This window comes from Polyangium sp. 15x6 (assembly GCF_029960785.1).
Lineage (GTDB): Bacteria > Myxococcota_A > Polyangia > Polyangiales > Polyangiaceae > Polyangium.
Genome location: NZ_JASBQE010000010.1, coordinates 82,361 through 98,183 on the forward strand (window position 1 = coordinate 82,361; position 15,823 = coordinate 98,183).

Sequence of the window (15,823 nt, forward strand, 5' to 3'; positions counted from 1 at the left end):
ATGAGTACCACGGAACGAGGTTCGGCCGGGACGCTGGATCGCGCGGACGTATGGGGAGACGTGTATGGCGCGGTGCGGCGGAGATCAGGTACGGGGCTTGTCCTTGTCTCTCGGGCGCAGCTCGTCGCCTAGAAACAGGTCGAGGAGCTCTTCGGGGGTCATGAGGGGGGCCGGGAGTTGGAGATCGTCATTGCCGGGATGGATGTGGCTCCGCAGCCCAATCGCCTCGTTGTGGTGACCCGGCTCGTTGAGGTCGAGGCGAACGAAGGGCGGCACGTGGCCGGTAGGGAAGACGAGCTCGAAGTCGTAAGCGAGCATCTCCAGCGCGCTCTTTCCGTCCCAGCGGACGGTCATCGTGAAGTGGAGCCACGCTCCATCGTCCCGCTTGATGCGCGCACTCTCCGGACGACGTGCAAAATCTTTGATTCCACCCGTAATCACACGTTCGTAGCGCTTGTCCCCCGGCCCTTCGTTCACCCACCTGTGAATCCCTTGAAGGGGCGTACGGATGCGCTCCTGATTGGAGGCGCGGAGGAGCCTCGTCCGGATGCGATCACGGAGCTCCTTCGGCGTCGTGACCCCGAGCGGGAGCCCTGCGCCCAGGATACGGGCTTGTACTGCCCTCATGTGCCGGGGCCTCGGCGTCCGACAAGCTCCCCTCGACCGATTAGCACCAGCCACTCCGCAATGTCTGGCTCGTCGGGCAAGGACCCATCGAGGGCCCGACGCACGAGCTCTTCATCATTGAACCCGAAATGCTCCCGCATTGCTGCGAGCCGCTGCTCGCGGTCCTCCTCGGGCAACGTGTCTTCGAGAATTGCACGGAACGTCGACGCACGGACCCAGCTCCAGAAATTCGGGGCGTGCTCGGGGAACAGCGCTACGACCGGCTCGGCTAGCACCAGCACCGTTGGCTGCTCGCGGATGAGACGGCTGCGGTACATGTCCACTTGCCGCAAGTCACGGGGTCCGAACTCATCGAGGCCGTGCAAGACGAGCATTCTATCTCCATGCTCGCCAATGACCTTCATGAGCTCGGAGAGCGATGTGATGCGCCGTCGCTCTACAGGCCCCTCGAACAGAGACTGGAGCTGAGCCGTCATTTCAGCGGCGGCGGCATCGACCGTTCCGGAGGCAGTAGCAAGGACGACCCATTCATTCATGGTCGGTGTACTGGCGAGCCTGGCCGCGAGCGGCCATATCGCGATGGGGGCCAACCCGAGCTCGTTCACGCGGCAACCTCGGGCATGGCATCGAGCAGCGGGGCCAGCGTCGGGTGAACGACCCAGCGCGGTCCTTCGTACAGAAGGACCCGCCCCGTCTCGATCAAAGACAACTCGCGCTCGCCCCGAATGACGAAGCCCCCCGTTTTTCGGATATGACGCAAGAGCTTCACCTGCGCATCGTCGAGCCCAACTGCGAGTGCGCGTCCGAATGCGTCAGCCGCGCGTGCAACGTCCTCCGGGGTCACGTAGTCGTTGCCGAACGCATATGCCTCCTCACCCGCGCGCTTCGCCAGAGAAATGAGATCACGCAGGACGCCCCCCGAGGCCCGCGCCAATGGTTCGAGGCAAGCGTCCGGCAACATCTCGCTTCCTGCGCGCCGCCGTAGAACCTCGACCAGGAAATCGTGCCCCTCGGGCCGCGCCGGCTCAGCGGCGAGATGATAGTGCGTCTCGTCGAATAGATTGGCGATGGCGCGGTCGACGCCGGCCATGAAGCGGATGGGGCCTACGACGACGACACCGATACCGACACTCTTCAGCGCCCGCAAATCGTCCTCCACAGCCTCCCGAAAGCGCTCGGGATCCGCGAGGCGATCGAGGGAGTCGAAGAGGAATATGGCCTGCTTGTGCTCACCAAGGCAGGCGTTCTTGAGCAAGCGGATGTGCGCGGCGACTCCGGCGAGCTCATCGGGAAGCGGCTTGTCAGGCGCCTTGAGCACTCCCGCGACGTGCTCGGTCACGCTCCCATCATCGTGAGCGATGGAGAAGTCGAAATCATCATCAGGAAAACGCCTGCGCGTCCGCCCGTGGGCGTAGTGTCGCACGGCTCGGACCGCCGCGGCCTCGGGGGTCTTCGGCGGCACGAGCCCCCGACACGCATCAGCCAGCGATAACCCCACGAGAGCGGTCAGTACGCCCGTCCACGATTCCGATTGCACGTCGTGGAATCGACTGACATCGCAGTACTCCACAAGATCGCCTGCATCGGCCACGGATCCCTTGGTACGTGCGGCAGCCCGCAGCACCTCGGAGGTCTTCCCCGACCCGATCCCCCCGAGCACCAAATGCGTCGACGTCGGCTCCAGCTCCAACCGCGTGGCCAGCGCGTTCGCCACCGTCCTGCCCGGCGGGTCGACGTAGAGCCCTTCCCGCAACGCCGTCTCCGGGTCGGCGACCGGATTCATCCGAGCCATGTACGCCCTGAAGCGCTGCAGCCGCGTCATGCAGCCAGCATCGCACAGCTCCCCCCACCTCCAAACCCCGATCCCCCGTATCCGCCCTCACACCCCCCTGCTCCCACGAGCGATCCCCCTGCTCCCGCAGGTCATCCCCCTGCTCCCGGACCCGATCCCCCGTATCCGACTTCACATCCCCCCGCTCCCTCGAACCCACCCCCCGCCTCCGACCACCGATCCCCCGCGGGGGCTCACCTCCCGGAGCGGGGGGCTCACCTTCCGAGAGCACGATTGCGTCGTTCTCGATCGCTGTCACACGCGTTCCGGACGGGAACTACCTGGGTCCACCCCCCATAGGGAGGTTCCGTCATGGCAAAGCTCACGATTGGTCAGAAGGCCGAACGCGTCCTCAAGCTCCTCATCGCGCTCCGCAACCCGCGGATCGCCGCTCCCCTCGCCCGGCACGGCTTCACGAACGCCGACCTCGACGAGGGATGGACACTCCTCAAGAACGTGACGCGGACAAAACTCGATTTCGTCGAGGCGCCGCCCACCACGGACCCCGACGCCCTACGCGCCCTCGACGCCTGGGAGAATCAATGGTTCGTCATCGCGGATGCCACCTTGAAGCGGCACGCGCCGGAGATTCACGCGCAGGTCTTCCGCAACCTCTCCCAGACCGACGGCATGGCCGTCATCGTCTCCGTCGGCACCTTCGTCGAACGACTCGAGACCATCGACGACCCCGCGTGGAACGGCGGATTCGGCCAGGCGGGGAAGGATGCACGCGCGCTGCTCGCCCAGCGCGGGCTCACCGAGATGGTGGTCGACGAGGCCAAGGCGCTGCTCGGAAAACTCCGCAACGTCGACGGGCCGCTGCCCGATCTGGAGAAGCTCGCCGCCGAGGACGAGAGCTTCGAGAAGGCCGAGACGGCCCTCTGGGCCTGGTACCTCGAATGGAGCGCCATCGCCCGGCGGGCCATCACCCAGCGCGGCCTGCTCCGGCAGCTCGGGTTCCTGCGAACGACGCCCGGCGGAAAGGACGTCGAGGTGACGGACGACGAGGCTCTGGAAGACGCGTCCGCCGCGCGCACCCCGCCGGTCCGAGCCGACGCGACCGCGATTCCGGCGTAGCCCGCGCCTCCCCCCACCGAAATCTGGCTGGCGCGACACACCCCTGACCCGGTAAAACCCCGGTCCGTCCACGGGCAATCCCTGCCCTCGGACCCTGATTGCACGAACGTGGCGCGTATCCAGCTCCCCCTCGTCGGCCTCCTCGAAGAGGCCATCCTCCCCGGCGAAGAACGCACGTTCGCCGTGCCCGCCATCGACACCGTCGCCCTCGTCGCGCTGTCGCGCGCCGCCCGTGAGGCGAAGCTCCCCGCGGAGATCCTCGCGGTCACGATCACCTCCTCGGTCGAGCTGCCCTCGCTGGTCACCGGCAGGTGGGGCACGACGTGTCGGATCGTCTCCGTCGACGCGACGACCCTCACGCTCGCCGGCCTCCGAAGAGGCCGGCTCGTGGCCGCGCGCGGAAAGGAGCCCCCGTACACGGCCGACGTGGACACGCCCGACGAGGACGAGTCCACGCCGGACACGAAGGCGCTGCTCTCCGCCGCCCACCTGCTCTTCGCCGCCCTCGACGGAGGCGCGGTGCCCGAGCCCCTGGACTTCCACGCCCCCCTGCGCACCGCGCTCGCCGCCGCCGCGCGCGCGGTCTCCGGCAAGGCCGAGTTCGCCGAGCTCACGCAACACCCGCTCGAGGAAGGGATCCGCCGCGTCGCGCTCCTGCTCGCGGCCCGCGCCGAGGGGCGAAACGCCGCCCCCGAGCTCGAAGCGATGCTCCGCCAGGCGATGGCCAAACCCGAGGTGCCGAAGGCGCTCCGGCAGAAGCTCTGGTCGCAGATCGTCGAGCTGCAGAAGCGGCTCGACCTGCACGATCCCGCGATCGCCGAGGAGGGCGACGACCTCGCCCGGCTGCAGCGCAAGCTGTCGCAGGCAGGGATGCCCAAGCTCGCGCGCGAGACGGCCAAGCGCGAGCTGCGCCTCTTGCGGGGCATGCAGTCGAACCACCACGACTACTCCACGTACACGAACCACCTCGACTTCATGGCGCGCCTGCCCTGGCAGCCCGACCCGGAGCGCCCCATCGATCTCGCCGCCGTGCGCGCCGCGCTCGATCGCGGCCACCACGGCCTGGAGAAGCCGAAGCGGCGCGTCGCCGAGTACCTCGCCGTGCGCAAGCTCGGCGGCGAGAACGCCTCGATGATCCTCTGCCTCGCCGGCCCGCCCGGCGTCGGCAAGACGACGATCGCCCGCGCGATGGCCGAGGCGCTCGGGCGCCCCTTCGCCCGCGTCGCGCTCGGCGGCGTGCACGACGAGAGCGAGATCCGCGGCCACCGCCTGAGCTACGTCGCCGCGTCGGCAGGCCGGATCCTGCGCGCCATCGTGGAGGCAGGCAGCGCGAGCGCGCTCGTCTTGCTCGACGAGATCGACAAGATCGGCGAAGGGCGCGCCCGCAGCCCCATGGCCGCGCTGCTCGAGGTGCTGGATCCGGAGCAGAACCCGCACTTCCAGGACAACTTCCTCGGCGTGCCGTACGACCTGTCGCACGTGCTCTTCGTGGCCACGGCGAACGACACCTCCCAGATCCACCCGACGCTGCTCGACCGGCTGGAGCTTTGCGAGATCGAGGGGTACACGGCCGTCGAGAAGACCGCGATCCTGCGGACGCACCTGCTCGACCGGCTGCGCGCCGAGATCGGGCTGCCGAAGACGCCCGCGATCGAGGACGACGCCGTGACGGTGCTCATCGACGGCTACACGCGCGAGGCCGGCGTCCGGCAGCTCCGTCACGCGCTCGCGACGGTGCTCCGCGCCCGCGCGCTCGCGCTCGTCACGCGCCGAGAGCAAGGCGAGGCCGACGCCGCCGGCGAGGAGCAAGCCCCGCCGATCACCCAGGCCGAGGTCGAGGCCGCGCTCGGTCCGCCGCGGTTCACGAAGGAGAAGGCCCTCGGCGCGCTGCCCGTCGGCGTGACGACCGGCCTCTCCGTCGGGCCCGGCGGCGGCTCGGTGCTCTTCGTGGAGGCCGCGACCATGCCGGGGCGCGGGGAGCTCGTGTCGACGGGCAACCTCGGCGACGTGCTGAAGGAGTCCGTCCGCGCGGCGTTCTCGCACGTGCGGGCCGAGATGAGCCGCTACGGCGTCGAGCAGGGCAGGCTCGCGGCGACCGACGTGCACGTGCACGTGCCCGAGGCGAGCCTCGCGAAGGACGGCCCGAGCGCCGGGACGGCCATCTTCGCCGCGCTGGTCTCGGCCCTGTCGGGCAGGCCGGCGCCCGCCGATACCGCGCTCTCCGGGGAGCTCTCGCTGAGCGGTCGCGTGCTCGCCGTCGGCGGCATCCGCGCGAAGCTCATCGCCGCCGAGCGCGCCGGCCTCGCGCGCGTGGTGATCCCCGAGGCGAACCGCGCCGATGTCCCCGAGGACATCCACCTCGACGTGACGTTCGTGCGCACGATCGACGAAGTATACCGCGCGCTCTTCCCGTCGTAGGAGAGCGCTCCGAGGGAAAGGACGCGCTCATGCCCAAACAGTATCCGCTGCTCGCGACGGCCGAGGAGATCCGCACGATCGCGCGCCGCGCCATCACGCTGATGGAGGTCCTGCACGAGGGGCACGACGACGACGTCGCGTGGAACGATCCGGACGCGCAGAGGCTCGACAACCTCGTGTTCCGCGGCGCGAAGGAGGCCATGCGCTTCTGCGCGACCGCGGCGGGCCTGCTCGGAGACGCGTCGCTGCTCCAGCTCGTCGTGGCGCTGCTGGAGGAGCAAGGCGGGTGGGACGATCACGCCGACAAGGACACGGACGTCGTGGCCGAAGGGCTCGGGGAGCTGCTCCGGCGAGGCGCGCCGGTGAACGACAGCGTGGAGGCGTTCGCCGCGAGCCCGAACGACGAAATCCGCGCCATCATCGCCGCGGGCGTGCGCCCGACGAACGAGCGCGCCGTCAAGCTCCTCGAGAGGCTGGCCAAGGATCCCATCGCCGACGTGCGCAAGCCCGCGCAGGAGGCGCTGGCGTCGCGCGGCGAGCTGCCGTGGTGGGCAGGGAAGTGGCAGCGTGATCCGCTCGCGCACCTGCCCGAGGCGGACGCCGAGGCGATCCGCGAGCCGATCCAGCGCATCTCGGCGATGCTCGACGAGTCCCGCTGGACCTTGATGAAGCAGGAGCGCGAGTTCACCGAGCTCGTCGCGAAGCTGCCGGACCCGATCGCCGTCGACGTGCTGGAGACGACGCTCGGGTCCGGCGGGAACCACGCGACGAGGATGCCCCTGACGGGGGCGCACCTCCTGTCACGCGAAGGCGGCACCGAGGCGTTCCTCCGGGTGCTCGAGGGCTGGGCCAAGGGTCGCGCGTTCCACCTGACGGCCGATCACAAGGCGATGGTCGCGTCGCTGTCGCACGAGCGGGCCGTGACGGTAGGCCTCGCGCTCGCGAAGTACGCGCTGTCCGCGCCGGCCTCGATGCGCGACGAGGTGGCCACGCCCTACTTCCTGGCCGCCGAGCTCGCCGAGGAGGTGATGCCTCCGGGCGCGGATCTCTCGCCGATCGTCGAGATGGTCCTCGAAGCGCCCGAGGTGACGACGAGCCGAGGAATGGACTTCATCATGAACAAGATCGCGAACGTGCTCGGCGCGAAGAACGCGAGGCCCGGGGCGCTCTCGGAGCGCCTGCTCGAGGCGCGCCTCGCCGGGTATCCAGGCGCCTGGTCGCGGATGGGCGCGAACATCGACAAGCTCGTGCAAAAGGCGCCGTTCGAGCTGCTCCGCCCCGCCGTGGAGCAGGCCTTGCGGAGCGAGGACGACAAGCTCACGCGCTGGGGGCTGCGGTGCATCCTGACGGACGCATATGCCGCGGAGACGGACGGGAGCCGGATCGAGCTCGCGGCTCGTCTCTGCGAGGACGCGCGCCTGCGGGGCCTGATCGTCGCCGACCCCACGTTGACCAAGATGGCCATCATGCCGCTACGCGCCGCGCTCCGGCGTGGAGAGCTCGCGTGCACGGAGGCGCTCAACGTGGTCTCGGCGATCTCCGAGCTCTGGGGCGGCGTCGCGCCGATGTTCTTCTCGAGGGTCTTCACGGGCGCAGAGAAGGACGAGGCGCGGAGCAAGCTGCGCGACGAACACGCGCCGTTCCTCGGGCCGGAGGAGCTCCGCGGCCCCGTCACCGAGGACGAGTGGACCGCGCTGCGCCGCGCCCGGGACGCGAACCCCCCGAACGAGTACGGGGCCTGGATGCGCACCCTCGGCGTCCTGCCCGAAGGTCCCTGGCACCCGGAGGACCGCGCGCTGATCGATCGCGCTCTCGCGGCCTTCGAGGAGCGCCCGGAGCTCGCGATGCCGATCTCGATGTGCCTCACCGCGAAGGCGACGGTCGACGATCTGCCCATCTTCGATCGGCTGATCCAGCGCGCCCCCGACCACCGCGCGCTCGTGCGCTCGAACCTGTACTCGACCCGCGAGAGGCTCGGCTTGCCCAAGAAGCCCGCCGACGACGCGGAGAAGGCCGAGGCGACGTCCGGCGGAGACTGGATGGACGAAGAGGACGAAGCGTGATCCCGGATCGCGTGGTATCCCCTTCCCCTCGATGCCCGCCCTGCTCCTCGGAATCCTCGGCGCCCTGCTCTTCGCGCTCATCGCAGGGAACCGCATGAGCCCGCACCCCCGCATGAGCCCGCACCCCCGCATGAGCCCGCACCCCCGCACGGAGCGCCGCGCGCTGCAAAGGAGCGTCGAGCGCGCGAACGCCGTCGCGAAAGCTCTCGGGTTCGTCGCGGAGCAGGACGCCGAGATTCCCACCACGTTCCGGCTGCATGCGCCCAAAGCGAGCGACGGCGTCACCTTTTGGATGGGCTCGCCCGCAGTTTTCGCGGGCTCGTTCAAAAAGGACAAGCTCGTCGACTGGATGAAGCTAAAGACCAAAGGCCCGCCCGGTTTCCCCGCAGGGGTGAAGGTGCGGCCGCCCGTGCAGACCTCCCTCGAACGGCGCGAAGGCCTCCCCGGCGAGGCGCCGACGCTGGTCACGCCGGGCGGCGTCGAGCTCGTGATCGAGAACGAAGAGGGCGCGGCGATCGATATCGCGGCCCTCACCGGATGGATCGATTCGTTCCCGCAAGGAACGTGGCTCGTCACGATGAACGCCGACGCGATGGAGCTACGCGCCGACACACCCGCGGCCGAAGACGCGATCCCCTGCGCGCGGATGCTGCTCGAAAAGGCGCGCGAGCCCCGCTTTTAAGCCACCGAGATCGCCGGCGCGCTCGGCGCGCGCAGGATGATCCGACGCACGGCCTCCGGGTCCGTGATGCGGCGGAGCACGGGCTGGAGGCCCTCGGCATCACGCTCGCCGAACGCGCCGCTCGAGGCGAAGGCGCGCGCGCGCGGGCCGTCGAGCACCAGGAAAAGATCGTTGAGGCCGCCCGCCGCCGGGCTGTCGATGACGTCGACGATGCGCGTGCGCTCGAGGTGCAGCTCCTCGTCGCCGCGCTGGATGAGGACACGCCGGTTCGTCACCCAGTACCGCGTGCGCGTTTCGAGGCGCGCAGGCCGGACGATCGAGGCATACACGACGAGAACGCCCGCCGAGACGAGCAGGAGGATCGTGAGCGCGAGCGAGGTGACGAGCGCGAAGAAGGAGAGCGACTCGGGCGAGAGGCCGCCACGCACGACGGTGCGCGTCGCGTGCACGGCGTGGCTCGACGAGACGATCGCCGCGACGAAGAGGCCGATGCCGAGCACGAGGCCGAGGGCCGCGCGTCCGCTCGACGGGAGCCATTTGCGAAAGCCGTCGGGCGGATGGCCCGACCAGAGGACACGCTCGCCGTCGTCGAGGCGCTGGGCGAGGAGGCGCTGGCCGTCGCCCGCCGGGGTGGACGGCGTGACGCCGCGGACGATGGCCCAGACGCGGTCGGGCGCGACGAGGCCGTGGAAGACGATCGCGAGGCGGCGGCGCAAGGCGCCGGTGGGCACGGCGCGCACGAGCTCGAGGTCGCCGATGCCAGGACGCTTGGGGTCCCAATGAATGCGGGCGAAGCTGATCGCCGAGCGGTCCATCATGCGACGGAGGCTGCCGCGCTGGAGGATGATGTGGCGCTCGGTCACGACGAACTCGAGCTCGCTGCGCCACCACTTGGGCCCGAGCGCGAAGGCGACGGCGAGGATGGCCATCCACGCGGCGAACACGAGGAGAGCTCCGGGGCTCGATCCGAGCGCGGTGGCGACGACGACGGCGGAGGCGGTGGTGATCGCCGAGATGATGCCCGCGATCGCGGCCGCGATCTGGTAGAGCACCGGGCACGTGACGGCCTTGGGGCGACCCGACCAGACGACCGACTCCTCGAAGAGCGAATCCCGCTTCAATCAACGCCCTCCGCCGTGGTGACAGTGGAGCGTGGAGCGTCCTTGGGTCACCGTAAAGAGGTCAGTGCGATCTCAGCGCCTTCGCGCGGCCTGAAGGACGCGCTCCCGCTCCTTCTTGCAAGCTTCGAGGCGCACGCGGCCGAGGGGGACCCAGCGATCGTCGTCCGGCGCACGTTCGAGGTACGCCTCCCAGGCCTCGATGGCGCGCGTGTACGCCTCGGCACGCACGGCGCCGAGGTCGGTGGTGCGCGCCGCGCTCCACGCGCCGAGCGCGTCGTACCAGGCCTCGTCGTGCGGCGGTGAGAAGAACCAGCTCGGCTCGTGGATCTTGCGATCGTCGCGGTCGTACGCGCGGGCGAGCGCGATCGAGGCGAGCGCGCCGTCGAGGTCGCCGTCGCGATCCGTGGCAACGGCGAGGCCCCAGAGGGCAGTGACCCCGTACTGGAACATCTCGATCGGCAGGAGCGAGCGGAGCGCCTGGCGGTAGCCCTGGATGGCGTCGTCGAGGCGGCCCATGCCCATGTACGACTCGGCGCGGTTGGCGAAGAGGACGGCGCGGTGATGGCCGAGCGGCTCGTGCGCGAGCGCCTCGCCATACGCGTGGACCTCTTGGTCGCGCTTGCCGAGGACGGCGTAGGCGATCGCGAGCTCGTTCCACGCGGAGGTGGTGAGCGCTTGCGGCGCGCTGCCGTGCGCGACGGTGAGGAGCACGCGGATCGCCTCCTCGACGCGGCCCGGGTTCGGCGGCTTGCGATCCTGACCGAGCCTCCGCAGCACGTGGCCCATGCGCAAGCGCACGCGCGGATCGGGGCTCTCCGCGCCGCCCGCCTGTTCGAGGCGCTTGAGCGCTTCGAGCAAGTAGACGTCCCGCATGCGCAGGAGGTCGACGGCGGGGCTCGCGTCGAACATGGACTCGCTCTGCGCGAGGTCGTGCTTGAGGAGGAACTGGTCGGCCTCTTCGAGGAGCGTGGTGCGCGACGCAGCGACGGGATCACGCGCCTGCAGCCACACGGAGGGCGCGGCGAGCGCCTCGCCCGCGAGGGGCACGGAGAGGAGCGCGGCCGCGACGAACGCGGCGACAAAGAACCTTCGTCTCACGGGCCCCCCTTCGCGCCGGCGGGACGCGGCGCCTTCTTGGCGGCTTCGAGCCGCGCCCGCGCGGAGGCCGCCCACGGAGTCTTGGCGCCGGGGCCGGCGAGGTACGTCTCCCAGAGTTTCACCGCGGCCGCGCCCTCGGCCGCGAGCGCTTCGAGGCAAGCCTTGTCCTCGGCCGCCGCGAGGTAACTCGGGCCGCCCGTGCGCAGGTGAACGCCCGAGGCGCGCGCGTCGGCGAGCGCCGCGTCGGCCTGCACGCGATCGCCGTTGCGATCGAGGACGAGCACGAGCGAGAGGAGCACGTCCCCGGAGAGCGCGCTCGGCGGGCGTTGCCGCGCTTCACGCAGGTACGCCGCGGCCTCGTCGAGCGGCGCGCGCTTCGGTTCGGTGGAAGGCGCTTCGGCCGGTGTGGCGCCGCCCGCCGCGCGCGAGGCCGCGACGGCCATGGAGACGTGCGCGGCTTCGAGCAGCACGGCGACGCGGCGATCGGGCGAGCCGAGCAGGTCGATGCGCGGCACGAGCGCGCGGTAGACGGCGAGCGCGTCCTCGAGTTTGCCCGTGCGCCGGAGGACCTCGGCGAGGTCGTGCATCGTGGGCGGGTCCTCGACGCTGCGCGGATCCTTTCCGCGCGCGGCCTCGAACTCGCGCGCGGCGTCGTCGATCTTGCCGAGCGCGAGTGCCGCGCGGGCGAGGAGCACGCGAGGCGCGGCGTACCCGGGCAGCACCTTTTCGGCGTTCTCGGCGGCGGTCTTCGCGGCGGCCGGGTCCGAGACGAGCAGCGCCTTGGCGCGCGCGACGAGGTCGCAATACCGCCCGAGCTCCGGGGCGCGCACGAGCTCCCAGACCGTGGGACGTCGGGACAATCCACGTCGGACGGTCGAAGCGCACTCCCGCGGACGCCCCGACGCGGCCGCGGCAGCGACGAGGCTCGCGCCTTGTCCGCTCGATGGAGGCGTCGGAGACGCGAGGACGATCGAGGCGAGGAAGACGCTCGGGATCACAGCCGCAGTATACCGGTCCGCGGCGTGGCGCGCATCACGCGGTCCTCGCGAGAGCGAACAGGGACGGAGAGAGCGCACGCATTCGTCGCGTCTTGGCCGTATCTTTCGGGCGTCGCCTCCGGCAGTCTGTAGAAGCAGAAAGAACGACCTCGAAGGATTCGATGTGATGGAGGGCGACCGCTGGCTCGAGCGAGGGGCGCGGGTCGGGGACTACACCATCGAGGATCTCCTCGGCGAAGGTGGGTTCGGAGCCGTGTTCCGCGCGCGAAGCGACGCCGGGGTCCTCGCCGCGCTGAAGGTCTTCAAGACGACCGCAGCCGAGCTGACGGCCGAGCGGCTGATCAGCCAGCAGAACGAGATCGAGGCGCTGCTCAAGCTCGACCATCCGTCGCTGATCCAGCTCTACGGCTACGGGTTCGTCGAGGGCGTGGGGTTTTACCTGGCGATGGAGATCGCGGTGGGCGAGACGCTCGACGCCTACCTCGAGCGCGTCGGCGCGCTCGACGCGCTCGACGCGGTGCGGCTCATGCGCAAGGTGGCCGAGGCGCTCGCGCACTGCCACGCGCGCGACGTGCTGCACCTCGACCTGAAGCCGAGCAACATCGTGATCGTCGATCCGCACGAGCCGCGGGTCAAAGTGCTCGATTTCGGGCTCGCCACGCTGACGTCGGGCTGGCAGCCGGACGATACGCGCGTGACCGCGGGGACCGTGGGCTACATGGCGCCCGAGTGCCTGCGCAGCGGGCGCGCGCGGCCCGATCCGCGCATGGATCTCTACGCGCTCGGGACGATCCTCTACGAGCTCGTCTCGGGGAAGTTGCCCTTCGAGGGCCGCGGGCAGCGGACGATCATGATGAACCGGACCGTGGGCGAGATGGTGCCGCTGCGCGACGTGGCCCCGAGCGTGCCGCCCGCGATCGCGGCGCTGATCGACGAGCTGCTCGCGCAGGATCCTTCGCAGCGGCCGGGGAGCGCGGCGCAGCTCTGCGCGCGGCTGAAAGAGGTCTACTACGACACCCTGCGCGGCGAGGAGCCGGAGGGAGAGCGCGGGCCGCAGAGCACGCGGGTGCCGCAAAGCGGGCGCATGACGTCCTTGCCGCCGCGGCACAATACCGAGGAGGCGCCGTTCGTGGGGCGCGAGCGGGAGCTGTCGCTGCTCGCCTCGCGCGTGCTCGGCACGACGTCGCGCGCGGCGACGCCCGTGGTGATCGTGGGCGACGCGGGGATCGGCAAGAGCCGGCTCGTCTCGGAGCTCTTGAACGTCGTCGAGCAGGACGGCGCGGCGGTGGTGATCTACGCGCGCTGCCGCGAGCTCAGCGCGCTCGTGCCGTACTCGCCGCTGCGCGAGGCGCTGAGCCGCGTCGCCACGGCCACGCGGCGCAAGAGCATGACGGGCGCGCTCGTGCAGGCCGCGATCGACGCGACGAACGACGAGGACGCGGAGCTGCTCACGGCGCTCGTCCCCGAGCTCGGCCGCGGCCTCGGCGACGCCGACGCGCGACGAACGTTGCTGCGGCCGTCGTCGGCCAAGCGGGTGGCCGAGCTCGTGCGCAGGCTCGTCACGCGCATCGCGGCCGACCTGCCGGTGCTCGTCGCCATCGAGGACATGCACTGGGGCGACGAGGCGACGCTCGCCGTGCTGGAGCTCCTCTCGGGGACCCTCGGCGCCGCGAAGGTGTTCTTGCTGGGCACGACGCGACCGCCGCTGCGCGTGGCCTGGCGCGGCGCGGCGCTCATGGATCTCGGTCCGCTCGATCGCGAGGAGAACGGGCGGCTGCTCGCCGAGCTCGCGCGCGGCGGAGACGAGTCGATCCTGCGCGAGCTCGAACAGCACGTGCCGCTGCTCGCCGCGGGCAATCCGCTCTTCGGGATCCAGGTGATCCGGAACCTCGAAGTCGAAGGGTTCGTCGGTCGAACCACGTTCGGCACGTTGTCCCTCGGCTCGCGCAACCTCGCCGATTACCGCGCCCCCGCCTCGATCACCGAAGCGCTCCGCCGCGGCGTCGATAGCCTCTCGCCCGAGTCACGCGAGGTGCTCGGCGTGGCCGCGCTCCTCGGCCGTAACTTCCTGCGCTCGGACCTGCGCGCGCTCGGGCTCTTCTCGATCGAGCGCATCGATCGCGCCCTCGACGAGGGCGAGAAGCGGTGCCTCCTGCTCGACGCGCCGACGTCCACCACGTTCGTGCACGACGTCGTGCTCGAACAGCTCGAACGGCGCGCGGTGCGCGCCGATCTACGCGAGCATCACCTGCGCATCGCCCGCCAGCTCGAACGACGCGGCGCCGATCCCGGCACGCTCGCGCGCCACCTCGAGCGCGCCGGCGAGACGCTCCGGGCGGCGGACGCCTATCTCACGGCGGCCCTCGCGAGGCCCGGAAACGATCCCGGCGCGGGCCCGAAGCTCCACCGCGCCATCGATCTCGTCGCCACGCTCCCCGCCTCCCCCGAGCAGCGCCGCATCCAGCTCGTCGCGACCGCCGAGCTCGTGCGCATGCGCTGGCTGCTCGCCGGCACGGAGGAGCTGCTCAAGCTCGTCGAGCGGTGCACCGCGGACACGACCGCGGCGTCGGCGATGCTCGGCGCCGCGCTCGCCCGTGTGCACGAGGCGCGCGGCGAGCTCACGGAGGCGCGCCGGCACGCCGAGCAATCGATCGCCGCGGCGGGAAAGGAGCCCTCCCTCGAACGGCACAGGTCCGCCGCGACGAACATCCTCGGCCGCGTCGATCTCGCCCGCGGCTTCGTCGAGGAGGCCGCGCGCTCGCTCGCCGCGGGCTCTTCGCTCGCCGAGCGTGAAGGCGACCTCGTCGAGCTCTGCCACGCGCGGAGCCTGTACGGCGTGGCCCTCGGCTGGACCGGCGATCTCGACGGCGCCGAGCGCGAGATCCAGGCCGCCGCCCACCTCGCCGAGCAGCTCGCCGATCCTGCGCGTCTGCTCGGCGCGTGGCACGCGTGCGCGCTGCTCGCGGAGGCGCGGTACGACTGGGATCTCGGCGTGAGCTCGACGGCGCAGCTCCTCGCGTACGCCGAGGAGCACAAGCTCGGCGGCCACTACCTCTACATGGGCACGCTCTACGCGGGCCGTCACCAGTTCCACGTCGGCCACCTCCACCGCGCCCGCATGCTCGTCACGAACGCGCTGAACCTCGCGCGCATCGTGGGCACGGGCCTCGGCCGCGCCCTCGGGCAGGTGTTCCTCGGCGACGTGCACCTCGTCGAGGGCCACCTCGCCGACGCGCTGCTCTCGTACGAACGCGCCATCGAGCAGGGCGCGGGCCCGAACGGCGACGAGCAGGCCGTCTGCCTCGGTCTCCTCGGCCGCATGCACATCACCGCGCTCCGGCGCGGCGATCCGCGGGAGGTTCGTCGGCTCGGCGAAGAGGCCACGTCGCGCATGATCGTCGCGGGCCAGCGCGCGCCCCTGCTCGGCGCGCTCGAGCGATTCGCGGAATCACTCGCCGAGGTGCGGCTCGGCGAGGACGCGGCGAACGTGCGGGCCCGACACGAGGCGCTCGCGCAGTCGCTCGGCACGGCGAACGGCGGCTTCTGGCCGCGGATCCCGGACCTCGACGCGCGCGCGGCGGGCATGCGCCCACGCGACTACTGGCGGAGCAAGCAGGCGCGCAGCCGCACCTCGGGCGAGTGGAGTTTGCCGGCGCAGCAGGTCTCGCCGTCGCGGCTTCTGACGACGCGCGGTGGGCAAAACCCGACGGCTGCTTCCGTGTCGTCGACGGCGCAGGTGATGCCGAGCCGCACCGTGCGCGCGCCGCAATCGGTCGGATTGCAGAACACGGTGCCGCGGACGGGGCTACTCGAAGCGCTCGCGACGGTGGAAGGGTTCGTCCCCGCGCTTTTGGAAGAAGAAGCGGGGATGTGACCACCTTGCCCTGCGGTTGCCGCGCCTTTGCTTT

At 70.8% G+C, this 15,823-nt stretch carries 11 protein-coding genes; 5 read left to right on the forward strand and 6 right to left on the reverse strand.

The features are described from left to right. Positions 1-84: 84 nt before the first annotated feature. Genes QHF83_RS10265 through QHF83_RS10275 form a run of 3 tightly spaced genes read right to left on the reverse strand, consistent with a single transcriptional unit; the run spans position 85 to position 2,449 of the window. Positions 85-627, reverse strand: a complete 543-nt coding sequence (locus QHF83_RS10265) for a hypothetical protein (RefSeq protein ID WP_282417599.1) — start codon at positions 625-627, stop codon at positions 85-87. Further along, positions 624-1,232 carry a hypothetical protein gene (locus tag QHF83_RS10270; protein ID WP_282417600.1) on the reverse strand — a complete coding sequence of 203 codons (609 nt, stop codon included), beginning with the start codon at positions 1,230-1,232 and terminating at the stop codon, positions 624-626. The genes QHF83_RS10265 and QHF83_RS10270 overlap by 4 nt, the downstream gene beginning before the upstream one ends. Further along, positions 1,229-2,449, reverse strand: a complete 1,221-nt coding sequence (locus QHF83_RS10275; protein WP_282417601.1) for a hypothetical protein — start codon at positions 2,447-2,449, stop codon at positions 1,229-1,231. The genes QHF83_RS10270 and QHF83_RS10275 overlap by 4 nt, the downstream gene beginning before the upstream one ends. Positions 2,450-2,770: 321 nt before the next feature. Here QHF83_RS10275 and QHF83_RS10280 point away from each other — a divergent pair, with 321 nt between their 5' ends. The 4 genes from QHF83_RS10280 (at position 2,771) to QHF83_RS10295 (ending at position 8,698) form a co-directional block, all read left to right on the forward strand. After that, the gene (locus QHF83_RS10280) at positions 2,771-3,535 is read left to right on the forward strand and encodes a hypothetical protein (protein WP_282417602.1); all 765 of its coding nucleotides are present in this window, start codon (positions 2,771-2,773) and stop codon (positions 3,533-3,535) included. A 108-nt stretch (positions 3,536-3,643) separates the two neighbouring features. After that, positions 3,644-5,953 (forward strand): S16 family serine protease, encoded by a 2,310-nt coding sequence (locus tag QHF83_RS10285; protein ID WP_282417603.1) that lies wholly within the window; start codon positions 3,644-3,646, stop codon positions 5,951-5,953. A gap of 29 nt (positions 5,954-5,982) precedes the next feature. Then, on the forward strand, positions 5,983-8,016 hold the full coding sequence (locus QHF83_RS10290) for a hypothetical protein (protein WP_282417604.1): 2,034 nt from the start codon (positions 5,983-5,985) through the stop codon (positions 8,014-8,016). A gap of 31 nt (positions 8,017-8,047) precedes the next feature. After that, a complete protein-coding gene (locus QHF83_RS10295) occupies positions 8,048-8,698 on the forward strand; it encodes a hypothetical protein (RefSeq protein WP_282417605.1) in 651 nt (216 codons plus the stop codon). On the opposite strand, the gene QHF83_RS10300 is transcribed toward QHF83_RS10295, so the two are convergent. The 3 genes from QHF83_RS10300 to QHF83_RS10310 all read right to left on the reverse strand — a co-directional run bounded on the left by QHF83_RS10300 (position 8,695) and on the right by QHF83_RS10310 (position 11,915). Continuing rightward, positions 8,695-9,819: a hypothetical protein gene (locus tag QHF83_RS10300; protein WP_282417606.1), complete on the reverse strand. Its 1,125-nt coding sequence runs from the start codon at positions 9,817-9,819 to the stop codon at positions 8,695-8,697. The two genes, QHF83_RS10295 and QHF83_RS10300, sit on opposite strands and share 4 nt — an antisense overlap. Before the next feature lie 72 nt (positions 9,820-9,891). Beyond that, the gene (locus tag QHF83_RS10305; protein WP_282417607.1) at positions 9,892-10,917 is read right to left on the reverse strand and encodes a hypothetical protein; all 1,026 of its coding nucleotides are present in this window, start codon (positions 10,915-10,917) and stop codon (positions 9,892-9,894) included. Then, a complete protein-coding gene (locus QHF83_RS10310; protein ID WP_282417608.1) occupies positions 10,914-11,915 on the reverse strand; it encodes a tetratricopeptide repeat protein in 1,002 nt (333 codons plus the stop codon). Before QHF83_RS10310 ends, QHF83_RS10305 begins: the two co-directional genes overlap by 4 nt. A 166-nt stretch (positions 11,916-12,081) precedes the next feature. Here QHF83_RS10310 and QHF83_RS10315 point away from each other — a divergent pair, with 166 nt between their 5' ends. Beyond that, positions 12,082-15,789, forward strand: coding sequence for a serine/threonine-protein kinase (locus tag QHF83_RS10315; protein WP_282417609.1), 3,708 nt, complete (start codon positions 12,082-12,084; stop codon positions 15,787-15,789). Positions 15,790-15,823 lie beyond the last annotated feature (34 nt).

What these genes read in the sequence shown, in the direction of transcription:
- QHF83_RS10295 (WP_282417605.1), top strand. Translation starts at nt 8,048, where the DNA reads ATGCCCGCCCTGCTCCTCGGAATCCTCGGCGCCCTGCTCTTCGCGCTC.
- QHF83_RS10290 (WP_282417604.1), top strand. Translation starts at nt 5,983, where the DNA reads ATGCCCAAACAGTATCCGCTGCTCGCGACGGCCGAGGAGATCCGCACG.
- QHF83_RS10280 (WP_282417602.1), top strand. Translation starts at nt 2,771, where the DNA reads ATGGCAAAGCTCACGATTGGTCAGAAGGCCGAACGCGTCCTCAAGCTC.
- QHF83_RS10315 (WP_282417609.1), top strand. Translation starts at nt 12,082, where the DNA reads ATGGAGGGCGACCGCTGGCTCGAGCGAGGGGCGCGGGTCGGGGACTAC.
- QHF83_RS10265 (WP_282417599.1), bottom strand. Translation starts at nt 627, where the DNA reads ATGAGGGCAGTACAAGCCCGTATCCTGGGCGCAGGGCTCCCGCTCGGG.
- QHF83_RS10275 (WP_282417601.1), bottom strand. Translation starts at nt 2,449, where the DNA reads ATGACGCGGCTGCAGCGCTTCAGGGCGTACATGGCTCGGATGAATCCG.